The organism is Roseovarius sp. BRH_c41 (genome assembly GCF_000961715.1).
Taxonomy (GTDB): domain Bacteria; phylum Pseudomonadota; class Alphaproteobacteria; order Rhodobacterales; family Rhodobacteraceae; genus Roseovarius.
On sequence record NZ_LADY01000020.1, the window covers coordinates 85,785 to 110,748 of the forward strand.

The window sequence follows — 24,964 nt, forward strand, 5'->3', positions numbered from 1 at the left end:
GCCGTGCTCCTTGAAAGTGTCAGAGTTCCGCGCCGCCCAAGTCCCGGGTCACGCTCTCCCGGGCCTTGGTTACGTCCTCGTGATGGGGATGTATAGCCAAGGCGCGCGAAAACGCATCCTCTGCCAGATCGGGCTGGCCGAGTTCGTCCAAAAGGACACCCAGGCCATAGATCACGTTGAAATGCCGCGGCTCGAGCGCCAAGGCCTGCTCGATGTCATGCAGCGCAAGACCGTATCTTTCCTGCTTGAAGAACGCGACGGAGCGCAGATGCCACGCCTCGGCAAAGTCCGGCGCATGGTCGATGGCGGCACTCAAATGCTCGATTGCCGCCCCAAGGTCCCCCGCTTCGAGCGCATCCTGCCCCCGCCTCAGCAAGAGGTCCATCGCGGGCGACCCAGAGCGCGACAACGCCAGCTCTATCTCTGCGGCAATCTTGCGCGCCTCGGGCGCCTCGGCCTGCGAGAGCTGGGCAAAGAGATCATCCAATCGCGTCTCCTCCGCCAGCACGGGTAGGGAAAACGTGACTATCGCGACACCTGCCGCGACGATACGGTTGAGATTGATGATTACTGCACCCATAACATGTGTGAGTTTAGCGCAGATTGTCCGGTTGCACAGCCCCGGCATCGCAAATGTGAAAGGAAGCGCAAATGAGCGACGTTATGACCGCAGCGGTGGCTGCCCTGAATGAAAAACTCGGCGGCGAAGGGTTTGACGGCACCGCGAAATTCGTCATCGAGGACGAGGGTGCGATCGTGATCGACGCCGATGGCGCGCGCGAAGGTGACGACGAGACCGATGTCACGATGACGGCCAGCCGCGACACGTTCGAATCGATTCTCGCCGGCGATCTCGATCCGACCGCCGCCTTCATGTCTGGCCGCCTCAGCGTCGACGGCGACATGGGCATGGCGATGAAGCTGGGCAGCGTGCTGGCCTGATGCATGAGGCACCGCTCTTTGACGATGTGGCCTACGGGCCTGAGGGCGGTGCTGCGTGGTGGCTGACCGCAGCCGACGGGGTGCGCCTTCGCGTTGGCTTGTGGAACCGGCAGGGGCCGAAGGGCACCATTCTGCTGTTTCCCGGACGGACGGAATACATCGAAAAATACGGTCGTGCCGCCACGCATTTTGCCGGATGTGGCTATGCGACTTTGGCGATCGACTGGCGCGGTCAGGGTCTCTCTGACCGGCTGACCGAGGATGCCATGGCGGGCCATGTGCATCACTTCATAGACTACCAGCAGGATGTCATCGCCATGAGCGAGGCCGCCAAGCGCCTCGATCTGCCGCGCCCTTGGTATCTCTTGGCGCATTCCATGGGCGGCTGCATCGGGCTGCGTGCGGTGATAGAGGGGCTGGACGTTCAAAGCTGTGCCTTTTCCAGCCCGATGTGGGGCATCCACATGGCCCAAGCGCTGCGCCCGGTCGCGTGGTCGCTGTCTTGGGGCAGTCGGCAACTTGGCATGAGCCATCGCTATGCCCCCGGCACGGCGGGCGAACATTACGTGCTGGCCGAACCGTTCGAGACCAACAAGCTGACCAATGACCGCGAGATGTATGACGACATGGCGCGGCAGTTGCGGGCGCATCCCGAACTTGGGCTGGGCGGCCCCAGTCTGCACTGGCTGCACGAGGCCCTGCGCGAGACCCGCGATCTCGCACGCCTGCCCTCACCCGCCCTGCCCTGCCTGACCATTCTGGGCAGCGACGAGCAGATCGTCGATGTGCCGCGTGTGCACGAGCGCATGGCGCAGTGGCCGGGCGGGCACCTGGACGTGGTGCCCGGCGGGCGGCATGAGACCCTGATGGACACGCAAGACATGCGCAAACGCATGTTGCAACAGCTTTGCGATTTCTACGGCAGCACCGCGCGCCTTGGCTCTAGCGGTCCCGCACCACGGGCGAGCGCTGCTCCCCAAGCCCACTGATCCGCAACACCATTTCATCGCCCTCGGCCAGATAGCGCGGCGGCCTTTGGCCCATGCCCACACCGGGAGGCGTGCCGGTTGCGATCACGTCGCCGGGTTCAAGCGTCATCAATTCGCTCAGATAGGCCACGATATGCGCCACCGGAAAGATCATCCGCGCCGTGCTGCCGGTCTGCATCCGCGTGCCATTGAGGTCGAGCGAAAGGTCGAGCGCCTCGAGATCGTCCACCTCGTCAGGCGTGACCAGCCAGGGACCAATCGGCGCAAAACTGTCACAGCTCTTGCCCTTGGTCCATTGGCCGGCCCGCTCCATCTGATAGGCGCGCTCTGACACGTCGTTGACAATGGTGTAGCCCGCAACATGGGACAACGCGTCTGCCTCGGTCACGTATTTTGCGCGACGACCGATCACCACGCCCAACTCGATCTCCCAATCGCCCTTGCGCGCGCCACGCGGCAGGCTGACCGGGTCATAGGGGCCGGTGATGGCCGATGTCGCCTTGAGGAACACCACCGGCTCTGGTGGCGCGTCAACGCCCAACTCCTCGGCATGATCGGTATAGTTCAGCCCAATGCAGATCAGCTTGCCCACCTGACCTACCGGCGGGCCGATCCGTGGCGTTCCCTTGACCAATGGCAGGCTCTCGGGGTCGATGCGCGGCAGGTCCGCCAACAGCGGCCCCGCGAGATCAGGCAAAACGCCCGACAGATCGCGCAACCGCCCCTGATCGTCCAGAACCGCAGGCTTCTCCTGCCCGGCCGTACCATATCGTGCGAATTTCATGTCTCACCTCCCCGGTTCATGGTGCGCGCCACCCTAGCCAGCAGGTCGCGAATGGCAAGCACCAGTGGTGCCTGTCCTCTTGTAGCCCCGGCACCTCCGGCCTATGTCTGGGCCATATCAACACGAGGTGCCCCATGCTCAATCTGCCGTTTCCCGTCCGCGACGCCAATGCAACATCTGGTAACAGGAACCTGGGAAACCTGCCGGAATGGGATCTGAGCGATCTCTACACCTCAGAGACGGCCCCGGAACTCAAACGCGATCTTGAGTGGCTACAGAGCGCCTGCGCCGAGTTTGCCGCCGATTACGAGGGGAAACTGGCCACGCTCGACGCAAAGGGTCTTGTGGACTGTATCCGGCGCGATGAGGCGATCAGCAACATCGCGGGACGCATCATGTCCTACGCGGGCCTGCGCTATTACCAGCTGACCACCGATGGCGGGCGGGCGAAATTCATGTCTGATTGTCAGGAAAAGGTGACGAATTCGACCACGCCGCTGGTGTTCTTTTCGCTGGAGTTGAACCGGCTCGACGAGACTGCGCTGACGGCGATGTATTCCGAAAACAACGATCTTGCCCGCTACAAGCCGGTGCTCGACCGCATCCGCGCGATGAAGCCCTATCAGCTTTCGGATGAGCTGGAGAAATTCCTGCATGACCTCGGCGTTGTCGGCGACGCCTGGGAGCGCCTCTTTGACGAGACCATTGCCGGGCTGACCTTTACCGTCGATGGCGATGACCTCAGCATCGAGGGCACGCTGAATCTGCTCACCGAACAGGACCGCAGCAAACGCGAAGCGGCGGCTCGTGAACTGGCACGGGTCTTTGGCGAGAACATCCGCACCTTTGCCCGCGTCCACAATACGCAGGCCAAGGAAAAAGAGGTGATCGACCGCTGGCGCAAGATGCCCACGGCCCAGACCGCACGCCACCTCTCGAACGATGTCGAGCCCGAGGTCGTCGAGGCGCTGCGCAATGCGGTGGTCGCGGCCTATCCGAAACTGTCGCATCGCTATTACGAGCTCAAGCGCAAGTGGCTGGGGCTGGAGCGGATGCAGGTCTGGGACCGCAACGCCCCCCTCCCGATGGAGACCACGCGCCTGGTCGATTGGGACGAGGCGCGCGACACGGTGATGGGGGCCTACGCCGCCTTTGATCCGCGCATGGCCGATCTGGCGCAGCCGTTTTTCGAGCGGGGCTGGATCGACGCCGGCGTGAAACCGGGCAAGGCGCCGGGGGCCTTTGCCCATCCGACCGTGACGACCGTGCATCCCTATGTGATGCTCAACTACCTTGGCAAACCGCGCGACGTGATGACGCTGGCGCATGAGCTGGGGCATGGCGTGCATCAGCGCCTGGCGGCGGATCAGGGCGAATTGCTGTCCTCGACACCGCTCACCCTGGCCGAGACCGCCAGTGTTTTCGGCGAAATGCTGACCTTCCGCCGCATGCTCGACGGGGCCAAGACCCAGGCCGAACGCAAGGTGCTGCTGGCTGGCAAGGTCGAGGACATGATCAACACGGTCGTGCGCCAGATCGCGTTTTACGATTTCGAATGCAAACTCCACGCCGCGCGGCGCGACGGCGAACTGACCCCTGACGATATCAACCTGCTCTGGATGTCAGTGCAGGCCCAAAGTCTCGGTGAAGCATTTGATTTCATGGACGGGTATGAGACCTTTTGGGCCTATATCCCACATTTCATCCATTCACCCTTCTACGTCTACGCCTACGCCTTTGGTGACGGGCTGGTGAACGCTCTTTATGCGGTCTACGAGGAAAATCCCGAGGGATTTCAGGACAAGTATTTCGAGATGCTCAAGGCGGGTGGGTCCAAACATCACAAGGACCTGCTTGCCCCGTTCGGCCTTGATGCCTCTGACCCGGCGTTCTGGGACAAGGGGCTGTCGATGATCTCTGGTATGATCGACGAGTTGGAGGCGATGGAGGGCTAAGGCTCGGTCGGGCTTTCATCTTGCCCAAAATACTTCGGGGGAATTGGCCGTAGGCCAAGGGGGCAGAGCCCCCGCTTTCCCCCCTCACTTCAACTGGCTGTCCTTTGATCCGCGCCGGTTGATGCCGCCGCGCGGGGATTGGGCCGCGTCGCGCTCTTGCTGGCAGTCGATGCAGAGCTTGACCCCTGGAATCGCCACGCGCCGCGCCTCGGGGATCGGTTCCTCGCATTCGGCGCAATGCGTCAGGCTCTCGCCCTGCGGGCCGCGCCGCGCCTTCAACCGCGCCAATTCATCAGAAATCGACGCCTCGATCTGTTCACTTACCGCGCCGTCGCGCGCCCATCCGCCAGCCATGGCATCCTCCTTTCGCAGAGTTTCAGTCTACGCGCCCTGCACTTTGCGTCAATTCCCACTTCCTCAGGGCTGCAACACTTTGGGTTTGGGAAGGCGCAGCGCCATGCTCTTGATGAAGTCACTGCTCTGTGGCCCTGACTCGGCCAATATCTCGCGCAGAAGACCGATGGCGGCAGGCGATGTAACGGGCACAAAGTGATTGAGCCCGGAGCCATCCGCCAAAGTGCTGAAGTCGAAGACCTGAACATCCGGCCGCTGCACCTTGTCAACGGTGTCGATCATGCCCAAACGCGGTTTGCGCCCGGTAATGAACCCCGAGACAGTCAGCGCCCGGTCCGCCTTGGTGATGAAGATCAGGAACGGTTGCGGCAGTTTGCCGATCACCTCGGCCTGACGGTCAAACACATCCGGGTCGATATCAGGCGACATCAGCACCACACCGCTGATCCGGTTCAGCAAATGGCGGTCCCCACTGAGGGCGATTTCGCGCAGTGATTCCATCACAAGGCTCGACCCCATGGAATGCGCCAGCAAGAACACCTTGTCACCCGGCGCGCGGGTCAGCTGGCGCAGCATATCAGTCAGATCATCGCGCGCATAAAGCACCGAATCGCGGTCATAGATATAGCCACGCGGATCGCCCGCCGAGGGCCACGAGAACAACAGTCCCGGCATGCCCGTGTCGAAATCGGTCTGGATCTGTGCCAGCCGATACATCGCTTCGGACAGCGTGTTGTTGTAGCCATGCACAAAGAGCAGGGTCTCGCGTCCTGCGTGCTCTTGCCTGACCTCATTGACCATCGCGCCGGGACTGGGGAAGACCTCGGTTCCGGTGACGACAAAATCCGTGGCCGCGTCCGGAGGGCCGTCCGGCCATTCGATCTGCCCCGGTTGGTGGGTTGGTGGAACGGACACATCGGTCCGGAAATAGCGCAGACCCTCTGTCCGCTCCAACCCGAAAATCGGCCCGGTCTGATCGAGCCTGCGCCCCGTCGCAACATAGATCGGCACGACCGTGGCTGCGGGATTGGGGGCCGCGCGCTCGGCGGTTGCGCGCGGCGCACAGGCGGCGATGAGAAGAACCATGCCAAAGCACAAAAGCCTGACTCCACGGTTTGCCCCTGTCACCGCCTGCCCTGCTGCTTGCGTCACTGTATCCCTCGCACACTGATTGTCGGTCGAGAGATACGCGTTTTGTTCGGTCGCGCCAAGCGTTGCTTCAGACCGATGCAAGCATGCCTTTTTCCTGCGCCAGCGCCCGCATCCGCTTTTGCAGTTTCTCAAAGGCCCGCACCTCGATCTGACGGATACGTTCACGGCTCACGTCATATTCCGCGCTCAGATCTTCGAGGGTCACGGTTTCATCGCTCAGGCGGCGCTGTGTCAGGATATCGCGCTCGCGCTCGTTGAGCACGTCCATCGCCATGGTCAGCAATTCGCGTCGCGCATCCATTTCATCGCGTCGCTCGTAATCACCAGCCTGATCGGCATCCTCATCCTCGAGCCAGTCCTGCCACTGCATCGACCCTTCGCCCTCAGAGCCAACCGTGGCATTGAGCGATGCGTCAGCCCCGGCCATCCGCTGATTCATGCTGATGACTTCGGCCTCGGTCACGCCCAGATCAGTCGCGATCTTCTTGACGACTTCGGGCCGCATATCGCCATCTTCCAGCGCGCCGATCTTGGCTTTGGCCTTGCGCAGATTGAAAAACAGCTTTTTCTGCGCCGAGGTGGTGCCCAGTTTCACAAGGCTCCACGAGCGCAGGATATATTCCTGAATGCTGGCGCGAATCCACCACATCGCATAGGTCGCAAGCCGAAAGCCGCGCTCGGGGTCGAACCGCTTGACCGCCTGCATCAGCCCCACATTGGCCTCGGAAATCACCTCGGCCTGCGGCAGGCCGTAGCCGCGATAGCCCATGGCGATCTTGGCGGCCAGACGCAGGTGGCTGGTGACCATCTTGTGCGCCGCCTCGGTGTCCTGTTCCTCGACCCAACGTTTCGCCAGCATGTATTCCTCTTCCGGCTCTAGCAGCGGGAATTTGCGGATTTCCTGCATGTAGCGGTTCAAACCGCCTTCCGGCGTTGGGGCCGGCAGATTCTTGTAATTTCCCACTCGGTTGTCCCTCCTGATGTTTACATCGTTAACATTGAACTAGGTACAGGCTGACACCCTTTCAAGGTGCTGTCGTACTCTAGATCAACTAACGCTGATCTAGGATAGTTCCGTCGCTACGCCCGCATTATGACAAAAAGTCACGCGATCTTGCGCCTCTGTCACGATCCACGCAGCGCAGCGATCAGGGTTGTCATGTCCTCGGGCAGCGCCGCCTCGAACCGCAGGGCCATGCCGCTCACCGGATGCACAAACCCCAGCACAGCCGCATGCAGCGCCTGCCGGGGAAAGTCGCGCGCGGCCGCGACGGCCGTGGCTGAAAGTGCCTTCTCCGAGAGTTTTCGACGTCCGCCATAGACCGGATCACCAATCAGCCCGTGCCCGGCATGCGCCATATGCACCCGAATCTGGTGGGTGCGCCCGGTCTCCAGCCAGCACTCCATGAGCGAAACAACGCCGGGCGTCCCAAAGGACTCGATCACGCGTGCCCGCGTCACCGCATGCCGCCCGCCCTCAAACAACACGGCCTGTTTTTGACGGTCGGTCTTGTGTCGGGCCAGACGGGTGGCGATGCGCAGGATATTGCCGGCCTCGAAACTGATGCCGGGCAGGCCCCGCAGACGCGGGTCGCCAGCATCGGGCACACCATTGACCACGGCGCGGTATGAGCGCTCGACGCTATGCGCCTCGAATTGCGCGGCCAACCCCTGATGCGCGGCATCCGATTTGGCAACCACCAAGAGACCGCTGGTGTCCTTGTCGATGCGGTGGACGATGCCGGGTCGTTTGGACCCGCCCACCCCTGACAGGCTGTCGCCGCAATGATGCAACAGCGCATTGACCAGCGTCCCCTCCGGACTGCCTGGTGCCGGATGCACAACCATGCCGGCCGGTTTGTTTATGACGATCAGATCGTCATCCTCATAGACGACGGTCAGCGCTATCGCCTCGGCGCTGATATGGCTCTCGCGCGCCTCTGGCACGAGGATTTCTATCAGGTCGCCCGCAGTCACCCGCGCCTTGGCGTCGCGCATCACCGCGCCATTGACCTGCACAGCCCCCTCTTCGAGCAGCCGCGCCAGACGGGTGCGCGACAGGGTCGCCTCCTCTGGCACATCGCGCGAAAGCGCCTTATCAAGGCGTTGAGGCGGATCATCCCCGATCCGAAAGACAAGTGGTTCTAGCCCCATGGATGACAACTCCGCGCCGATCAGTCCGGCGACACTGAAATTTCTGGCGCGGCTGGTCACTGTCCTGACCGCGACCATGATTGTGGGCCTTCTAGTGATCGTGGGGCTGCTTGTCACCCGCTTCTGGGGGTATGACACCGTGGCGCGGCCTGTTGTGCCTGACAGCATCGCCCTGCCAGATGGCACCAACGCCACAGCCTTTACCCAAGGCCGCGACTGGTATGCGATCGTGACCGACGACAACCGCATCTTGATTTATGACCGCCAGAGCGGAACCCTGCGGCAAACCGTGACCGTTGAGCGGCAAGAGTGACCCCGAAAAACGGGGACATCGGACCACATCGCGCAGCCACTCGGGCCCGAGTGGCGGATCACCCATCGAACGGGGTCGCGCGGGGTCAGGGCCTATGAATTTTCCGGAAACTGCGCGTTGCACTGCTTTACACCATTTGCGGCCCTGGCGGCGTAATCGGGCAACAAACGTTTGTATTGCGCAAGTTTTTCCTTCTCATGGCTGACATCAATCGCCACCGGCGTTGTCTGGGTCCGGTATTGGGTTGACGGGCAGGGATAGGGCAACGTTCGGTATGTATAGGGATCGCTCCAGTGGCAGATGCCTTGGACGGTATAGGGCACGCTTTGCGAATGGACCGCGTAGCCCCGAATGATATTTTGCTGCGTTTCGACCATCAGACTTTCAAGTGCCCTGTAGTCACGCGTCACAGAGGCGATGCAGCTTTCGCGCGGCGTGCTGCAGCCAGCGGCAAATGATGCCAGCACAAGGGCTGCAAAGATTCTTGAAACTCTGGTCAAAGCGTTGATCTCCGGATGTCGCGCGGCAGAGGCGGCGCCAGCATGGCGCGTCACTGAAAGTAATACCCGGTCGGGCCACCGGGTAAACGGAAAAGGCAGATGCGATGGTTGCTCGTGGCCCGTCCCGCGCCCCAGTCCCGCACCCCAGTCCCGCACCGCCGAACGGGGCGTCGTTCGCGCATTATGCCTGATGCTGACGACTTTCACGACTCCAGAGTTTCCGAGATTTGAGTGGAGCCCCGAAAACTCTACTCGCCTGACCTCAGCCACACGCGAGCCAGGGGTGCCATACGCCAGCAAAGGCAAGGCAATGCGCCTGTTCCGCTCTGCTTTGCCTGTTCATTCCAGATGTCGGACCGTCTGTCAGCGATCATGACCCCTGCCCTTGGGCTCGACGTCAATCAGGCGGCGCGCGTCGAGATGGTCTTTCGAGATGTCCGCGCCGATGGTATCCTTCACCATCTTCGTTGTCCTTTGCGTGTCGTGCAAGACGTCTTGCTGCGGCGTATCCGTTCAGGTCTCAGGCGAAGACGGGCCCACCACCGCACGACCGGACAGACTAAGGGAGAACACGAATGACAACTGGAACACTCCGAACCACAAATGGACGAGGACGCCTCTACGACTCGATCCTTGATACCGTTGGCGACACACCGGTCGTTCGTATCAACAATATCGCGCCGCCGGATGTGCGCGTTTACGTCAAGGCCGAGTTTTTCAATCCGGCAGCATCGGTCAAGGACCGGCTTGCCCTCAACATCATAGAGGCTGCGGAACGCGCAGGTACTCTGAAGCCGGGTCAGACCGTGGTCGAGGCCACCAGCGGGAATACCGGCATCGGGCTCGCGATGGTCTGTGCGCAGAAAGGCTATCCGCTGGTTGTCACCATGGCCGACAGCTTTTCGGTCGAACGTCGGCGGATGATGCGGATGCTGGGTGCCAAGGTCGTGCTGACGCCGCGCGCGGAAAAGGGCACGGGAATGTATATGAAAGCCGTGGAATTGGCCGAAAAGAACGGCTGGTTCCTCGCGCATCAATTTGAGACATCGGCAAATGCGGATATCCACGAATCAACAACCGCGCGCGAGATCATCAATGATTTTTCCGGTGACAGGCTGGATTATCTCGTCACAGGATACGGAACCGGCGGCACGGTCACGGGACTCGCGCGGGTTCTGCGCAAGGAGTGTCCGGAGACAAAGATCATTCTCAGCGAACCCGCGAATGCCGCGCTGATCGCAAGTGGGATCGCTCAGGAGCGTAGCAGCAACGGTGCCCCCGCGGGCAGTCATCCCGCCTTTGAGCCACATCCCATCCAAGGTTGGACGCCGGATTTCATTCCGCTGGTGCTCCAAGAAGCCTTGGACACGGGCGGCTATGACGACTTGATCCCGGTCACTGGTGCAGACGGCATCGCTTGGGCCAAGAAACTCGCCGCACGCGAGGGAATCCTGACCGGTGTCTCGGGCGGCGCGAGCTTTGCTGTCGCCATGCAGATTGCCGAACGGGCGCCCAAAGGATCGGTGATCCTCGCCATGTTGCCCGACACAGGAGAGCGTTACCTGTCCACGCCGCTGTTCGAAGACATTGTCGAGTTCATGGATGACGAGGAACTGGCCATGTCAAACTCGACGCCGGGATACCGAATGGCAGCCGAATAACCCGTCACTGACCCAAGGTGGTGACGGGCACACGCCCTGACATGATCCGCAGAGGCCCAACCATGCATATTGGTCGGGCTTGGAGCAAAAACACGCAGTGTAAGACCTAAACCGGGTACACTTCAGACCACCGTAAACCCGTCCGAACCGGAGGGGCAACGCCAGTGCGTTGCGGTCGCATGTCGAGAGGTTTGCGAAGCATGCAGAAATCACGCGGATCTCTGAACTCAGTCAGACCCGCTTGGCATGTTCTATCGGGTTTTGATGGTACCGCCTCCCTGGCTTGAACAGGGGACCTCTGGATCCACAATCCAGCGCTCTAACCAACTGAGCTAAGGCGGCACTGGAGGGCGATGTAACTTTACCGTTCTCCGAATGCAAGCCTAATGAAAGCGGATTTCCCAGGTTTGTTCCACAAGATCACAGCCATACGACCGCACCGGGTGCGAAGTGGCGATCCGCCAGCCGTTGCGCGCATAAAGCGCGCAAGCGGCGCGGTGGCTTTCATGGGTCGCAAGCTGCATGCCCCGGTAGCCCGCCTTTCGGGCAAAGGCCATGCAATGACTCAACATCCGCTGGCCAAGGCCCCTGCCCCGCGCGCCGGGGTCGAGCAGAAAGAGCCGCAATTTGGCGATATCCTCGCTCAACGCGACGCAAAAGATTGACCCAAGCGGCTGCCCGCCTGCCTCCGCGACCCAGCCCGCTTCGCGCTCTGGATCATGCATCGCTATGAAGTCATTGACGATTTCGGCCACGAGCGGGGCGAACGTAGCATCGAACCCCGCCTCCTGAGCATAAAGGGTCCCGTGACGCTCGATGAGCCAAGGGGCATCGTCCGGATGAAAGAGGCGCAGAGTGATTTCGTCCATACCCCTCACCAAAGCGCCAAGGCGCTTGTCAAGCAAGTGGGAAAAGAGTAGCAAACCGGCTCTTTCAAGGAGAGCGCAATGGGTATCAATTCAGAGAGCGACGTCGAAGCCAACCTGCAAATCGGGCCCACCGATCAGGGCATGGTGCGCCTCTACATTGAGGCGCAAGGCCTTGAAATTCCTATGGACTTCACCCCAGATGAGGCCGAGGAAATCGCTCAAGAGCTCATCGCTTCGGCCACGGCTGCGCGGGCCAAGTGATCACAGGCGCGGGTCCAGCACCGATTGCAGACGCCGCGCCGCATGACGGGCGAATTTACGGGTGAGCGCGGCACGGCGCGCCCCGGCAAGCCGGGTTTCCGGCGCCATGCGAATGATCTCTGCATTATAGGCATCGGCGAGAATCAGCCCGGTGCCATCTGGCAGCAGGTCGATGGGAAACTCCGCGTCTACGGCCCAGAAATAGCGGTCACACCATTGCAGATATCCTTGCCATTTGGCGTCCCCCATGAAATCGGCGCGGCTTGATTTGCACTCGATCACCCAAATTTCACCCTTGGGACCAATCGCCATGACATCCACGCGCCGCCCCCGCTCCGGCACAAACTCTACAATAGAATCAAAATCATAGCCGCGTAGATGGCGACACACTCCGCGTGCCAGAAGTTGTCCCGGTTGCAGGATTTGATCGGCGGTCCATTCCATGCGGCGATTATGAACAAACCACGAACGCGCGCAACCCCTTGTCGTGGCCCGAGCAAAGGCTTAACTGTGAGGCGTGGCGGGTTCTGTTCTTCTCGATAACGGTTGCATTCCAGTGGCCTTAAGCAAATCCGAGGGAATTGGCTCTGTCTGGGCCCTGGTCCAGTTATCCGATGCCCACCTGTACATACAGGTCCTCGGGAATCATACCACCGAACGGTTGCTACGGGCCCGTCACACCCAGATCCAACCTTTCACCTGCGGACACCGTGTCCTGTGTGGACATGCAGTCTGTACGCACTGAAAACGCCCCGCAAGGGGGCGCTTCAGACCTCAGTTCGAACGCGGTGAACGGTCCTAGCGCTTGCGCCATGCCTCACGGGCGCGGCCATCGTCGACCCGGACCGGGATAGCCATATAGTCGCGCTGCATCATATGCTGACGGTGCCCACCGCGCGGCTCGTCGTCATCGTCATCTTTCATCCGCATCACGGCAATGGCGAATTGCACGCCTGCGAACACGATGCCGTTCGCAAACCACAGGATCACAACGGCCAGCAGCCCCTTGTCGGAATGGCTGACCAGATGCCAGAGATTTGCGACATTGAACCACAGCAGCAGGGCGACAAAGACCCCCGCGATGCCAAAGCCGATGGCAACCTGCGTGATGTAGAGGCGTATAAGCTTGGGCATGAAACGACTCCTTTGCTTTGGCTCAAGTTTACGCTTTTGACACAGAATTACAAGTCGGCGCCCCGCGACCCTTTTACCTGTCGCTTTCATCTGGCCGCAAATACCTCGGGGTTTGGGGCTGGCCCTCACGCTGGCGGGGCCTCGTTCAGAACGCCTCGGGTCGCGCCTCGCGCGCCATGTGATCGAGCACGGCATTGACGAATTTCGATTCCTTGCCCGCCGGGTAAAAGGCCTTGGCAACATCGACATATTCCATGATCACCACCTTGGGCGGCGTGTCGGACTCGACCAGTTCGGCCCCCGCTGCGCGAAAGAGCGCCCGGAGGGTCGGATCAATCCGCGCAATCGGCCATTTCGCCACCAAGGCGCGGTCAGTCATCTGGTCAATCTTGGCCTGCCAGTTCACCGCATCGTCGAGCAGTTTGCGAAACAGATCGACATCGCCCTCGGCCATGTCGACGCCCTCGTCCACTTCGGCCCCGAACCGGAAATCCAGAAACTCCTCGCGCACCACGTCAGAGGTCTGGCCGGAATGTTCCATCTGAAACAGAGCCTGCACCGCGTAGAGGCGGGCTGCGGATTTCATCTGGCGTTTGCGGTTGCCAGAGAGGGCGGGATCGGTGGTCATGCGGTGGGCGTGCCTTTTGTCTGACCCGCGATCTGGATCTCTTCGGTCGCAGGTTTAAAGCCGACGCCTTTGCGCGGGCCGCCCCATTTACGGGCCAAGGCCACCAGATGCAAGGCCGCTGCCGCAGCCCCTGCGCCTTTGTTCATGGCTTTGGGATCGGCGCGCACCTCGGCTTGCGGGCGGTTCTCGACGGTGAGAATGCCATTGCCGATGCACAGCCCCTGCAAGCCCAAGAGCGCAATCCCACGCGAGCTGTCATTGCAGACGGTCTCGTAATGCGTGGTCTCGCCCCGGATCACACAGCCCAGCCCGACATAGCCGTCAAAGTTGGACATGCGTTCCGCGATGCCGATAGCAGTGGGGATTTCCAGCGCGCCGGGCACTTCGGCAATCTCATAGGTGCCGCCCGTGGCCTCGATCTCGGCGGTGGCCCCAGCGATCAGATTGTCGGCGATGTCGCGGTAAAACGGCGCCACGACGATCAAGAGCTTCACTGGCTTGTCAAACTCGGCACGCGGCAGGGTGTATTCATGCTCGGCCATGCTCTCACTCCTCGGTCAGTGGCTGGGTGCCTATAATCGAAATGCCATAGGCATCCAGACCCAGATAGCGGGTTTTCGGGCTGTCCGTCAGCAGAATCAACTCGTGAATGCCCATGGTCGACATGATCTGCGCCCCAAGCCCGGTGTGCTTGATGGTGCGCGGCGCATCCTCATCCTCCATCTCGCCCGCCAGCTTGGGCCGGGGTTGGCGGAACAGGAACACGGCACCGCGTCCCTCGCGGGCAATGATTTCCATCGCACGCGGCAGCTTGCCGGTGGGGCCTTCGGCGCGTTTGCTCAGGCCTATGCCCAGCACATCCTCCAGCGCATTGAGCGCATGGGTGCGCGCCAGCACGGGGCGTCCATCGGTGATGTCCCCCTTGCTCAGCACGACATGTTCGGTCTGCGTGATCTGGTCGGCGAAAATCCGCATGTCCCAGGCGCCACCGTGACTCGATGTCACGGTTTCGCGCCGGATTTCGGTGATCAGGTTATCGTGCTTGTGCCGGTAGGCAATGAGGTCTGAAATCGTGCCGATTTTCAGGTCATGCTTGGCCGCAAATTCGATGAGGTCGGGCAGCCGCGCCATCCCGCCGTCTTCCTTCATGATCTCACAGATCACGCCCGAGGGGTTCAGCCCGGCAAGGCGCGCGATATCAACCGCCGCCTCGGTATGACCGGCGCGCACCAGCACGCCGCCGCGCCGCGCGCGCAGCGGAAACACATGCCCCGGCGTGGCAATCGCCGCCATGGTATTTTGCTCGTTGATCGCCGTGGCAATGGTCAGGGCGCGATCATGGGCGGAAATCCCGGTGCTCACCCCTTCGCGCGCCTCGATCGAGACGGTAAAGGCGGTTTCATGCCGCGAGGAATTGTTGACCGCCATCATCGGCAGGCCCAGCCGGTCGATCCGCTCGGCTGTCATCGGCAGACAAATCAGGCCACGCCCGTGGGTCGCCATGAAATTCACCGCCTCGGGCGTGGCGAATTCGGCGGCGATCACCAGATCACCCTCGTTCTCGCGGTCCTCATGGTCCACGAGGATGAACATCCGGCCCTTGCGCGCCTCGGCGATGATCTCTTCGGTCGGCGCGATGGCGTGACGCAGATCGGCCTCGACGGGGCCGGGTTTCTCGAATGGAACGGTGTCGGACATGAGCGCGCCCTCCGGGGTGTTGCAACCCGGCCCGGATACCGCAGCCGCGCGGCAATGGCCAGAGGGGATCAGCCCGTGACCTGTCCGCCGAGCAGTGCCAACACCCGCGCCAGATCGGCGCGGGGCGGATCAAAGGCCGGATGCTCCAGCACCAGCGCCTTGCCCGTCGGCACAGCCAGATCAAAGGGCGCGACAAGGGTGCCATCGTCTAACGCGCTCTGCACAAGGCTCTGATGCCCCATCAATACCCCCGCCCCATGTCGCGCCTCCTCCAACGCGATGGCATAGAGTGAATAGCGCGGCCCGTTGGTGGGAAGGCTGATACCCGGCAGCCTCGCCCGTGCCCATTGCGCCCAATCCTCGGGCCAGAGCGCATCGTGCAACAGGGTTTCCCCGACAAGATCGTCAGAGCTGCGCAAACCTGCGGCAATCTCGGGCGCACAGACCGGCAGGATCATATCCCGCGCCAGCACCCGCTCGCCCCGGGCCCCGGTCGGCGGGCGGATAAAGAGGCTGAGGTCAAAGAGATCGCGCGCCAGATTGGGCGGGCTCTCGATGGCCGAGACGGAAATGCGCAGGTCCGGCAGCGCCGCGCGCACCGCCGGCAGGCGCGGCGAGAGCCAGAGTTGCGCCACCGATGGCAGCGCCGCGATATGCAGCGTGCCATGCCGCGCGGCGCTCCGCATGGCATGCACAGCCGCCCCCATCGCATCAAAAGCCGTGGCAAACCCCGGCAGCGCCTCGGCCCCCAGCGCGGTCAGCCGCACCCCCTGCGAGCGGCGCTCAAAGAGGTCCGCGCCGATCCACGCCTCCAGCGCGCGGATATGCTGCGAGATCGCACCGGGGGTGACGCAGAGCTCTTCGGCGGCATTGGCAAAACCACCCAGACGAGCGGCGGCCTCAAACGCACGCAACGCATTGAGCGGCGGACCCTTGGGACGCGGAGGCGATACAGACATTTTCTAGCCTTAGTTTTTCTACGCTGAATTTTATATAATCTCGTTTGCGCCGTCCAGCCCGTCAAAGCATTTTGCTGGAAACCGATCCTGAGGAGACCGCCATGACACTTGCCCGCCGCCCCTGGGTGCCCAGCCTATGCGAAGACCTGATCCAGACGCTTGCCACCCGCACCGCCACCCAAGACGCAGACACAATCGCCGCGCGCATCGAGGCGCTGGCCGAGGACAACCGCCGCATCCATGAGGCCGAGTGTTTCAACCTCAACCCCGCCACCAATGTGATGAACCCGCGCGCCGAGGCTCTTCTCGCCTCTGGCATCGGGTCGCGCCCGTCGTTGGGCTATCCGGGCGACAAATACGAAATGGGGCTTGAGGCGATCGAGGAAATCGAGGTCATCGCGGCCGAACTCGCCGCCGAGGTGTTTGACGCCCGCTATGCCGAGATTCGCGTCCCCTCCGGCGCGATTGCCAACCTCTACGCCTTTATGGCCACCTGCAAACCCGGCGACACGATCATTGCGCCGCCTGCCAGCATCGGCGGGCATGTGACCCATCACGCGCCGGGCTGTGCCGGGCTCTACGGGCTGCGCATCCTTGAGGCGCCGGTCCATGCCGATGGGTATACGGTGGATGTCGAGAGGCTGCGCGCGCTGGCTGAGGCTGAACACCCCCGGCTGATCACGCTGGGCGCGAGCCTCAATCTGCAGGAACATCCGGTGCGCGAGGTGCGCGCGATTGCCGATGACGTGGGCGCGCATCTGCTCTTTGACGCGGCGCATCAATGTGGGATCATTGCGGGTGGCGCATGGAAGAACCCCCTCCATGAGGGCGCGCATCTGATGACGATGAGCACCTACAAGAGCCTTGGCGGGCCTGCCGGTGGGCTCATCGTCAGCAATGACACCGCTCTGGCCGAGCGGCTGGATGCCATCGCCTTTCCGGGGCTTACCGCGAATTTCGACGCGGCGAAATCGGCGGCTCTGGCAGTAACGCTCTTGGATTGGCGGATGCATGGGCGCGCCTATGCCGCGCAGATGATCGCACTGGCGCAGGCGCTGGCAGCGGCGCTCGAGGCAGAAGGTCTGCCGGTCTTCAAGGCCGGGGGTATCGCCACGGCCTCGCATCAATTCGCCATCGCGGCAGCCGGATTTGGCGGCGGTCAGGCGGCATCCAAAACACTGCGCCGCGCAGGCTTTCTCGCCTGTGGCATCGGCCTGCCCCTACCCGCCGTGGCGGGCGACATGAACGGGCTGCGCATCGGCACGCCGGAACTGGTCCGCTGGGGGGTCACGCCAGACCATGCTCCGCGCATGGCCGCCGTGATCGCGCGGGCGCTGCGCGGCAATGACCCGGACGCGCTGCGCCCCGAGGTGTCGGACTGGCGACAGAGCTTTGACCGGCTGCATTACATCACCTGAGCGGCGTCAATGCAGTTTCTTGCGGATGCGCTGAACCATCCACCACACGAGCACGATCACCGGCAGGGTCGCAATGGCTGTGACCATGCCTTTACTGACCTCCAGCGCCTCCGCCAACGGATAGAGCAGATAGCCCGCGAGCGAGACGGCGTAATAGCTGATCGCCACCACTGACAGGCCTTCAACGGTCTTTTGCAGGCGCAATTGCAGATCGGCGCGTTTGTCCATGCTCTCCAACAGCGCCTGATTCTGCGCGCTGCGTTCGACATCGACGCGGGTGCGCAGCAATTCGCCCGCCCGCATCGCCCGGTCTGCCATCGCGGCCAGCCGGTCCTTGGTGGCGCGCACCGTGCGCATCGCCGGATCATAGCGGCGCATCATGAATTCCGCGAATGTCTGACGGCCCTCAAAGCGCTCCTCGCGCAAAACGACGATCCGCTGATGCACGATCTGCTCATAGGCTGCCGTGGCGCCAAAGCGGAACGAGGATTGCGCCACCAGCGCCTCCAGTTCCGCCGAAACCCGCAACAGGCTTTGCAGCGTTTCCTCCGCCGGCTGGCTGCCGCCGGTCATGTCATTGATGAGGCGGCTCAACTGGCTGTCGGTGTCGCCCATCTGGCGGCCCATTTCGCGAACGCGGGCAAAGCCCAGCATCGACATCGCCTTGTAGGTCTCGATCTCGCAGAGGCGCTGCACCACACGGCCAATCCGGCGCGCGCCGGTTGAGGGGGCGACATGTAGCGAGAACCGCAGATGCCCCGCCGGATCAATCCGGAAATCGCCCGCCATCACGGCCGCATCATCCAGCACCCGCGCCACAGCCACGCTCTCGGACACGAACCACTGATCAATCTCGTCGCGCGTCGCCTCGCGGCTTTTCCACGGGATCACCCGGATCATCGCAGAGGTGACGCGCAGCCCCGGCGCATCGGACAGCCAATCGACGGGAAAGACCTCGAAATCTGCCGGATCAAAGGGGCGCGCGCTGACCCCGTCGGTAAAGACGGTATAGGTCACCATCTCGGTATGGCTTTCCCATTTCAGGCTGTGCCGCCCGATCTGACCGGAATAATGCGTGGCCCCCGGCTGCGGATGCTTGGCCCCGTAGCGATCCAGAAGCGCCGTCAGATGCGCCAGATCCGCCGCGCGGTCGCGCTTGGCCGCGTCATGCGGTTGCTTGACGGCCAGAAACACCGCCGTACAGGGCGCCTCAAGTGACGGAAACGGCCGCGCATGCAGCTCATTGGCCAGATCATAGCGCAGCGGGTGGTCCTGAATGGGGGGCATGCGCCGTTCTCCTGATCCTGACCGCTCCTTAGCGCGTGCCGCGCCCGCGAAAAAGAGGTTTTTCGTTCAAACCCAATGATTTAGCGGAACACAAGTGTATACAGCCTGACCTTTGGGCTTTTTCTTGGTCTAAATACTCAATTTTCAACGACAGCCAAAGACGAAAGCGCCAGAGGATGACACGCGCGCGTCTAAAACCTCTTTAGCGCAGGAAACGGGTCGTCCGGCGCGCGTGTCGATGACAAGGTGGTGTCAACCCGCTCTGCCGGAGCGCCAAGTGAAAGGACAGGACATGCCACTCCTCACCCCTGCAAACCGCCCCATGACGGGACGGGAATGGGTCATGCTTTTGGCCCTTGCAACCGTCTGGGGCGGGTCTTTCTTCTTCAACAGCGTCGCGCTGCGGGAATTGCCGGTCTTGACCGTGGTTCTGGCACGGGTGGCCCTTGCCGCGATCCTTCTGCTTGCGCTTCTGCGGCTGCGCGGCGAACGGATGCCGCAGGACCGGCGGGTCTGGGCGGCCTTTCTTGGCATGGGTCTTTTGAACAATGCCATTCCCTTCACCCTGATCGTCTGGGGGCAGCAGCATATCACCTCGGGTGCGGCGTCGATCCTGAACGCCTCGACCCCGTTCTTTGGAGTCTTGCTTGCGCATCTGTTGACGCAGGACGAGCAGATGAGTCGCGGCAAGCTCTCGGGTGTACTGATCGGCTTTGCCGGGGTCGCGGTGATGATCGGCACTGGGGCCCTGCGCGATCTTGGCGTTCACGTCGCAGCCCAGATCCTATGCCTTCTCGCTGCGGTTTCCTATGCTGTCGCGGGCATCTTCGGGCGCAGGTTTCGCACCTTGGGCGTTAGCCCGATGAGCACCGCGACCGGTCAGGTCATCGCGTCCAGCCTGATCCTTTTGCCATTGGTGATGGTCGTGGATCAGCCCTGGACCCTGCCCGTCCCCGGATGGCGGAGCATCGGCGCGGTGATCGGCGTCGCCGCCATATCGACGGCTTTCGCGTATACGCTCTATTTCCGCATCCTGTCGACGGCGGGCGCGACCAATCTCTTGCTGGTGACGCTTCTTGTGCCGATCAGCGCGATTCTGTTGGGGACACTGTTTCTGGGCGAGGCGCTGCTCGCGCGGCATATCTGGGGTATGGCGTTGATCGGCGCAGGTCTCTGCGCGGTCGACGGTCGTCCGGTGAAACACCTGCGAACGGTCGTCACGCGCCGCAGGCGATCTGTCTGACGATACGCTGGCGCAGCAAAACCAAAGGGCGCAGCAAAGCCAAAGGGCGCAGCCTTTCGGCCGCGCCCTCCGCAAATCACACCTCCAAGGATCAGTCGATCTTGGGCAAGAGGCTCGACAGGCTCGCCTTGGCGTCGCCGTAGAACATGCGGGTGTTGTCCTTGTAGAAGAGCGGGTTCTCGATCCCCGAATAGCCGGTGCCCTGGCCGCGTTTGGAGACAAACACCTGCTTGGCCTTCCAGCATTCCAGCACCGGCATGCCGGCGATGGGCGAGTTGGGATCGTCCTGCGCCGCCGGGTTGACGATGTCGTTGGAGCCAATCACGATCGCCACATCGGTGCCGGGGAAATCCTCGTTGATCTCGTCCATTTCCAGCACGATATCGTAGGGCACCTTGGCCTCGGCCAGGAGCACGTTCATATGCCCCGGCAGACGGCCTGCGACCGGGTGGATGGCAAAGCGCACGGTCTTGCCCCTGGCCCGCAGCTTCGAGGTCAGTTCACTGACCGCCCCCTGCGCCTGCGCCACCGCCATGCCGTAGCCCGGGATGATGATGATGCTGTCGGCCTCGTTCAGGGCTGCGGCGACGCCATCGACGTCAATCGCGATTTGCTCGCCCTCAACGGCCATCTGTTCGCCCGCCGGGCCGCCGAAGCCGCCCAGAATGACCGAGATGAACGAGCGGTTCATCGCCTTGCACATGATGTAGCTCAGGATCGCACCGCTTGAGCCGACCAAGGCACCGACCACGATCAAGAGGTCGTTGCCAAGGCTGAAGCCGATCGCCGCCGCCGCCCAGCCCGAGTAGCTGTTGAGCATCGAGACCACCACGGGCATATCCGCGCCGCCAATGCCCATGATCAGGTGATAGCCGATGAAAAACGCCAGAAGCGTCATCACCACCAGCGTCCAGAGGCCTGCGTCGTTGAAATACATCACCCCCAGAACCACCGACAAGAACGCCGCCCCGGCATTGAGCATATGCCCACCCGGCAGCTTTTTGGCGGCGGTATCGACCTTGCCCGCCAGCTTGCCAAAGGCGATGATCGAGCCGGTAAAGGTCACGGCCCCGATGAAGACGCCGAGGAACACCTCGACCCGCAGGATTGCCACCTCGACACTGGTTTTCTTGGCCAGCACGGCGGCAAAGCCCTCAAGCCCCTTGCGCGCGGTCTCGTCCATCGCCAGCACGCGGCCCAGTTCGAGATCGGCATTAAAGCCGACAAACACCGCCGCCAGACCCACAAGACTGTGCATCGCCGCCACAAGCTGCGGCATTTCGGTCATCTGCACCCGCGTGGCGACGACATAGCCGATCCCGCCCCCGGCGGCGATCAGCACCAGCGACAAGAGCCAGAGCCCGGCACCGGGGCCGATCAGCGTGGCGACAACCGCCAGCGCCATGCCTGCCATGCCATACCACACCGCGCGCTTGGCGCTTTCCTGCCCCGAGAGCCCACCCAGAGAGAGGATGAAGAGGATGGCCGCCACCACATAGGCGGCCGTCGTGAAACCGTAATCCATGATCCTCTACTCCTTATGACTTCTGGAACATGGCGAGCATGCGCCGGGTGACGAGGAAGCCACCGAAAATATTGATCCCGGCCATGAACACCGACAGCGCCGCCAGCACGATCACGAGGAAAGACCCCGATCCGATCTGCATGAGCGCGCCCAGAATGATGATCGACGAGATCGCGTTGGTGATCGCCATCAGCGGCGTGTGCAGCGAATGCGACACGTTCCAGATCACCTGAAAGCCCACGAAAACGGCCAGCACGAAGACGATGAAATGCTGCATAAAGCTGGCCGGGGCCACCAGACCCACGGCGAGAAGCAGGGCCGCACCGACCACAAGCAGCGTGACCTGGTTCTTGGTCTGCGCCTTGAACGCCGCCAGTTCTGCCGCGCGCTTCTGCTCAGAAGTCAGTTCCTTGACTTTTTCCTTGGGCTTGGCCGCCGCAATCGCCGCAACCTTGGGCGGCGGTGGCGGGAAGGTGACCGCACCGGCATGGGCCACGGTCGCGCCCCGGATCACGTCATCCTCCATGTTGTGATTGACCTTGCCGTCCTTGTCGGGCGTGAGGTCGGTCATCATGTGGCGGATGTTGGTGGCATAGAGCGTCGAGGATTGCGCCGCCATCCGGCTGGGGAAATCGGTATAGCCGATGATCGTCACGCCGTTGTCGGTGACGATCTTGTCGTCCATCACCGTCATTTTGCAATTGCCGCCCTTTTCCGCGGCAAGGTCGACGATGACCGAGCCGGGCTTCATCGCCTTGACCATATCCTCGGTCCAGAGCTCGGGGGCTTCGCGGTTGGGGATCAGCGCCGTGGTGATGACGATATCCATCTCGGGGGCCAGTTCGCGGAACTTGGCCAATTGCGCCTCCCGGAACTCGGGGCTGGAGACAGAGGCATAGCCGCCAGAGGCGGCCCCGTCCTGCTGCTCTTCCTTGAAATCGAGATAGACGAATTGCGCGCCCATCGATTCGACCTGCTCGGCCACTTCGGGGCGCACGTCGAACGCGTAGGTGATGGCCCCGAGGCTGGTCGAGGTGCCAATCGCCGCGAGGCCAGCAACCCCGGCCCCGACGATCAGAACCTTGGCCGGGGGCACCTTGCCCGCCGCCGTGATCTGGCCGGTGAAAAAGCGGCCAAAGTTATTGCCCGCCTCGATCACCGCCCGATAGCCGGCGATATTGGCCATGCTTGAGAGCGCGTCCATCTTCTGCGCGCGGCTGATGCGCGGCACCATGTCCATGGCGATGACCGACGCGCCTTTTTCGGCGAGCTGTTTCATCTGCGCCTCATTCTGCGCAGGCCAGAAGAAGGAAATCAGAAGCTGGCCTTCGGTCAGGCGCTTGGCCTCTGTCTCATTGGGGGGGCGGACCTTGGCCACCACATCGGCGGCCTTGTAAAGCGCCGCGGCGGTCTTGAGCACCTCGACGCCAGCCTCCTTATAGGCGGCGTCCGAGAACCCGGCCGCAGCGCCTGCGCCGCTCTCAATCGCGCAGTCATATCCCAGCTTTTGCAATTGCAGCGCCGAGTCGGGCGTCATGGCAACCCGGTTCTCGCCCTCAAGCACTTCCTTTGGCGTTCCGATCTTCAATGCTGTCTCCCCCTCTGGCAGATGACGTGTTCTGATGGCCCCGCATCTGCGGCATGCCGGTTTCTTTGTCCCGAAGGTCGTTATTTCACACTATTTCGTGAGTGACGAGATCAAGATTGTCGCGGTTTCTACAACCAACGTCTGGTTTTTTCACAGTATCGGGCAAAATCCATGCGGAATTTGCGCCGCATACGGTCCTCTTCCGGGATAATGAAGCGTTTTTCAATCACCCAGACGAAAATGGGAATCAGCGGCAGCGCCAAAACGGCGTCCCAGCGCAGAATCAGCCCGGCGAGAATCAGGGTGTCACCGAGATAGATCGGATTGCGTGAGCGGCGAAAGATGCCGGACTGGATCACCCGCTCTGGCGTCTCATGCGGGACGATGGTGGTTTTATGGCGGCGAAATTCCAGTGCGGCCATCGCCACTAGCAAAATCCCCCCGCCGACCAGCAGCCCCCCCAAGAGATCGGCCCATGTCTCGCCAAAGCTGAGACCCATGGCGTACCGACTGGACTGCGCCCAGGCCACGGCCAAAAACCCCACAAGCCAGACCGGTGGCATGTCGATCCATTTCAGCACTGGCCATTTCAGCATGGGCCATTTCAGCATGGGCCTGCGGTCCTCTCGTGGTTGTCTCTGGAGCAAGAGCGGGTAGAGTAGCGTGAGATATGGCGGAGGCAAGATGACAATAGCGGGCAAGCACGCTTTGGTGACGGGGGGCGGCAGCGGCATTGGCCTCGCCATCGCCCGCGCGCTCGCCGGGGCGGGTGCTGAGGTGACGATCACCGGACGCCGTGCGGCGGTGTTGGACGAGGTGGCAGGCGCGGGCCTCTACCCGCTGTCCATGGATGTGACCCAAGAGCATGAGGTCGCAGCGGGCGTGGTCGCCGCGGTCAAGGCACGCGGCCCGGTGCAAATCTGCATCCCCAATGCCGGCATCGCCGAAGGCCGCGCCCTGCACAAGACGGATGCCGCATTCTGGCGGCAGATCATGGCCACCAATCTCGACGGCGCGTTTTATACGGTGCGCGAATGCCTGATCGGCATGCGCCAGACCGATTGGGGGCGGGTGATCGCAATTTCCTCGATTGCCGGGATCAAGGGGCTCAAGGGGGCTGCGGCCTATAGCGCCAGCAAACACGGGATGATCGGCCTGATCCGCAGCTTGAGCGAGGATTATCTTGGCACAGGTCTGACCTTCAATGCGATTTGCCCCGGCTATGTGGACACCGAAATCATCAGCCGCAATGTCACCGCCATCTCCGCGCGCGCAGGCGTATCAGAGCAAGAGGCGCGCGCCATGATGGTCGAGGCCAACCGCCACAAGCGCCTGATTACCCCCGACGAGGTGGCGCAGGCGGTGCTCTGGCTCTGCGGTCCGGGATCATCCAGCATCAATGGCCAAGCGCTTGAAATCGCGGGCGGACAGGTCTGATCCATCCCCGGCCCTCTTGGCTTTTTCTTGGCTGAAATACTCCGGGGGGTCCGGGGGCAGCGCCCCCTGCCTTGCGACACGTCGAACGCGTCCGAATTTGGACACACTCGTCT

Annotated in this window: 27 protein-coding genes and 1 tRNA gene; 9 read left to right on the forward strand and 19 right to left on the reverse strand. The window is 62.3% G+C overall.

Annotated elements, in window-relative coordinates; all coding sequences use genetic code 11:
• Positions 1-19 precede the first annotated feature (19 nt).
• A complete protein-coding gene (locus VR71_RS05980) occupies positions 20-580 on the reverse strand; it encodes a tetratricopeptide repeat protein (RefSeq protein ID WP_296429951.1) in 561 nt (186 codons plus the stop codon).
• Positions 581-651: 71 nt separating this feature from the next.
• On the opposite strand from VR71_RS05980, the gene VR71_RS05985 reads away from it, so the two are divergent.
• Positions 652-942, forward strand: a complete 291-nt coding sequence (locus VR71_RS05985) for an SCP2 sterol-binding domain-containing protein (protein WP_009815573.1) — start codon at positions 652-654, stop codon at positions 940-942.
• Positions 942-1,931: an alpha/beta fold hydrolase gene (locus tag VR71_RS05990; RefSeq protein ID WP_045682058.1), complete on the forward strand. Its 990-nt coding sequence runs from the start codon at positions 942-944 to the stop codon at positions 1,929-1,931. Before VR71_RS05985 ends, VR71_RS05990 begins: the two co-directional genes overlap by 1 nt.
• Here VR71_RS05990 and VR71_RS05995 read toward each other — a convergent pair.
• Positions 1,885-2,715 carry a fumarylacetoacetate hydrolase family protein gene (locus VR71_RS05995; protein ID WP_045682060.1) on the reverse strand — a complete coding sequence of 277 codons (831 nt, stop codon included), beginning with the start codon at positions 2,713-2,715 and terminating at the stop codon, positions 1,885-1,887. The genes VR71_RS05990 and VR71_RS05995 overlap by 47 nt on opposite strands.
• Before the next feature lie 134 nt (positions 2,716-2,849).
• Here VR71_RS05995 and VR71_RS06000 point away from each other — a divergent pair, with 134 nt between their 5' ends.
• Positions 2,850-4,670 (forward strand): M3 family oligoendopeptidase, encoded by a 1,821-nt coding sequence (locus tag VR71_RS06000; RefSeq protein ID WP_045682062.1) that lies wholly within the window; start codon positions 2,850-2,852, stop codon positions 4,668-4,670.
• Positions 4,671-4,754: 84 nt separating this feature from the next.
• Here the strand turns inward: VR71_RS06000 and VR71_RS06005 are convergent, their stop codons facing one another.
• From VR71_RS06005 to VR71_RS06020, 4 genes are all read right to left on the reverse strand, one after another.
• Positions 4,755-5,024 carry a DksA/TraR family C4-type zinc finger protein gene (locus VR71_RS06005; protein WP_009815577.1) on the reverse strand — a complete coding sequence of 90 codons (270 nt, stop codon included), beginning with the start codon at positions 5,022-5,024 and terminating at the stop codon, positions 4,755-4,757.
• 63 nt (positions 5,025-5,087) lie between these two features.
• Positions 5,088-6,110, reverse strand: coding sequence for an alpha/beta fold hydrolase (locus tag VR71_RS06010; protein WP_296429953.1), 1,023 nt, complete (start codon positions 6,108-6,110; stop codon positions 5,088-5,090).
• A 133-nt stretch (positions 6,111-6,243) separates the two neighbouring features.
• On the reverse strand, positions 6,244-7,140 hold the full coding sequence (gene rpoH, locus VR71_RS06015; RefSeq protein WP_040650238.1) for an RNA polymerase sigma factor RpoH: 897 nt from the start codon (positions 7,138-7,140) through the stop codon (positions 6,244-6,246).
• Positions 7,141-7,301: 161 nt separating this feature from the next.
• Positions 7,302-8,330 (reverse strand): pseudouridine synthase, encoded by a 1,029-nt coding sequence (locus VR71_RS06020; RefSeq protein ID WP_009815580.1) that lies wholly within the window; start codon positions 8,328-8,330, stop codon positions 7,302-7,304.
• On the opposite strand from VR71_RS06020, the gene VR71_RS06025 reads away from it, so the two are divergent.
• Positions 8,329-8,643, forward strand: a complete 315-nt coding sequence (locus VR71_RS06025; protein WP_045682067.1) for a DUF6476 family protein — start codon at positions 8,329-8,331, stop codon at positions 8,641-8,643. The two genes, VR71_RS06020 and VR71_RS06025, sit on opposite strands and share 2 nt — an antisense overlap.
• 92 nt (positions 8,644-8,735) lie before the next feature.
• Here VR71_RS06025 and VR71_RS06030 read toward each other — a convergent pair whose 3' ends face one another.
• Positions 8,736-9,350, reverse strand: a complete 615-nt coding sequence (locus VR71_RS06030) for a hypothetical protein (RefSeq protein ID WP_296429957.1) — start codon at positions 9,348-9,350, stop codon at positions 8,736-8,738.
• A gap of 368 nt (positions 9,351-9,718) precedes the next feature.
• Between VR71_RS06030 and VR71_RS06035 the strand changes: the two genes are divergently transcribed.
• Positions 9,719-10,804: a PLP-dependent cysteine synthase family protein gene (locus tag VR71_RS06035; protein WP_045682069.1), complete on the forward strand. Its 1,086-nt coding sequence runs from the start codon at positions 9,719-9,721 to the stop codon at positions 10,802-10,804.
• Positions 10,805-11,069: 265 nt separating this feature from the next.
• On the opposite strand, the gene VR71_RS06040 is transcribed toward VR71_RS06035, so the two are convergent.
• Together VR71_RS06040 and VR71_RS06045 are read right to left on the reverse strand one after the other, a co-directional pair.
• Positions 11,070-11,146, reverse strand: a tRNA-His gene (locus VR71_RS06040).
• Between the two features lie 41 nt (positions 11,147-11,187).
• On the reverse strand, positions 11,188-11,673 hold the full coding sequence (locus VR71_RS06045; protein ID WP_045682071.1) for a GNAT family N-acetyltransferase: 486 nt from the start codon (positions 11,671-11,673) through the stop codon (positions 11,188-11,190).
• A 78-nt stretch (positions 11,674-11,751) separates the two neighbouring features.
• On the opposite strand from VR71_RS06045, the gene VR71_RS06050 reads away from it, so the two are divergent.
• Entirely contained in the window at positions 11,752-11,934 is a 183-nt protein-coding gene (locus tag VR71_RS06050; protein ID WP_009815586.1) for a DUF6324 family protein, read from the forward strand.
• Here VR71_RS06050 and VR71_RS06055 read toward each other — a convergent pair whose 3' ends face one another.
• From VR71_RS06055 to VR71_RS06080, 6 genes are all read right to left on the reverse strand, one after another.
• The gene (locus VR71_RS06055; protein WP_009815587.1) at positions 11,935-12,378 is read right to left on the reverse strand and encodes an MmcB family DNA repair protein; all 444 of its coding nucleotides are present in this window, start codon (positions 12,376-12,378) and stop codon (positions 11,935-11,937) included.
• A 354-nt stretch (positions 12,379-12,732) separates the two neighbouring features.
• Positions 12,733-13,068, reverse strand: coding sequence for a hypothetical protein (locus VR71_RS06060; RefSeq protein ID WP_009815588.1), 336 nt, complete (start codon positions 13,066-13,068; stop codon positions 12,733-12,735).
• A gap of 145 nt (positions 13,069-13,213) precedes the next feature.
• The gene (gene nusB, locus VR71_RS06065) at positions 13,214-13,696 is read right to left on the reverse strand and encodes a transcription antitermination factor NusB (protein ID WP_009815589.1); all 483 of its coding nucleotides are present in this window, start codon (positions 13,694-13,696) and stop codon (positions 13,214-13,216) included.
• A complete protein-coding gene (locus VR71_RS06070) occupies positions 13,693-14,238 on the reverse strand; it encodes a 6,7-dimethyl-8-ribityllumazine synthase (RefSeq protein ID WP_045682075.1) in 546 nt (181 codons plus the stop codon). The genes nusB and VR71_RS06070 overlap by 4 nt, the downstream gene beginning before the upstream one ends.
• Before the next feature lie 4 nt (positions 14,239-14,242).
• The gene (ribB, locus tag VR71_RS06075; RefSeq protein ID WP_045682077.1) at positions 14,243-15,394 is read right to left on the reverse strand and encodes a 3,4-dihydroxy-2-butanone-4-phosphate synthase; all 1,152 of its coding nucleotides are present in this window, start codon (positions 15,392-15,394) and stop codon (positions 14,243-14,245) included.
• Positions 15,395-15,462: 68 nt separating this feature from the next.
• A complete protein-coding gene (locus tag VR71_RS06080) occupies positions 15,463-16,353 on the reverse strand; it encodes a LysR family transcriptional regulator (RefSeq protein ID WP_045682079.1) in 891 nt (296 codons plus the stop codon).
• A 101-nt stretch (positions 16,354-16,454) separates the two neighbouring features.
• Here VR71_RS06080 and glyA point away from each other — a divergent pair, with 101 nt between their 5' ends.
• Positions 16,455-17,771, forward strand: a complete 1,317-nt coding sequence (gene glyA, locus VR71_RS06085; protein WP_045682189.1) for an aminotransferase class I/II-fold pyridoxal phosphate-dependent enzyme — start codon at positions 16,455-16,457, stop codon at positions 17,769-17,771.
• A gap of 6 nt (positions 17,772-17,777) precedes the next feature.
• Here the strand turns inward: glyA and VR71_RS06090 are convergent, their stop codons facing one another.
• Positions 17,778-19,058: a DUF3422 family protein gene (locus VR71_RS06090; RefSeq protein ID WP_009815594.1), complete on the reverse strand. Its 1,281-nt coding sequence runs from the start codon at positions 19,056-19,058 to the stop codon at positions 17,778-17,780.
• Between the two features lie 292 nt (positions 19,059-19,350).
• Between VR71_RS06090 and VR71_RS06095 the strand changes: the two genes are divergently transcribed.
• Positions 19,351-20,301, forward strand: a complete 951-nt coding sequence (locus VR71_RS06095; RefSeq protein WP_045682081.1) for a DMT family transporter — start codon at positions 19,351-19,353, stop codon at positions 20,299-20,301.
• A gap of 91 nt (positions 20,302-20,392) precedes the next feature.
• On the opposite strand, the gene VR71_RS06100 is transcribed toward VR71_RS06095, so the two are convergent.
• The 3 genes from VR71_RS06100 to VR71_RS06110 all read right to left on the reverse strand — a co-directional run bounded on the left by VR71_RS06100 (position 20,393) and on the right by VR71_RS06110 (position 24,025).
• Positions 20,393-21,826, reverse strand: coding sequence for an NAD(P)(+) transhydrogenase (Re/Si-specific) subunit beta (locus VR71_RS06100; protein WP_045682083.1), 1,434 nt, complete (start codon positions 21,824-21,826; stop codon positions 20,393-20,395).
• 13 nt (positions 21,827-21,839) lie between these two features.
• A complete protein-coding gene (locus tag VR71_RS06105; RefSeq protein WP_009815597.1) occupies positions 21,840-23,414 on the reverse strand; it encodes a Re/Si-specific NAD(P)(+) transhydrogenase subunit alpha in 1,575 nt (524 codons plus the stop codon).
• Positions 23,415-23,542: 128 nt separating this feature from the next.
• Positions 23,543-24,025: an isoprenylcysteine carboxylmethyltransferase family protein gene (locus VR71_RS06110; protein WP_009815598.1), complete on the reverse strand. Its 483-nt coding sequence runs from the start codon at positions 24,023-24,025 to the stop codon at positions 23,543-23,545.
• 73 nt (positions 24,026-24,098) lie between these two features.
• On the opposite strand from VR71_RS06110, the gene VR71_RS06115 reads away from it, so the two are divergent.
• Complete coding sequence (locus VR71_RS06115) at positions 24,099-24,851, forward strand: SDR family NAD(P)-dependent oxidoreductase (RefSeq protein WP_045682085.1); 753 nt, start codon at positions 24,099-24,101, stop codon at positions 24,849-24,851.
• Positions 24,852-24,964: the final 113 nt, after the last annotated feature.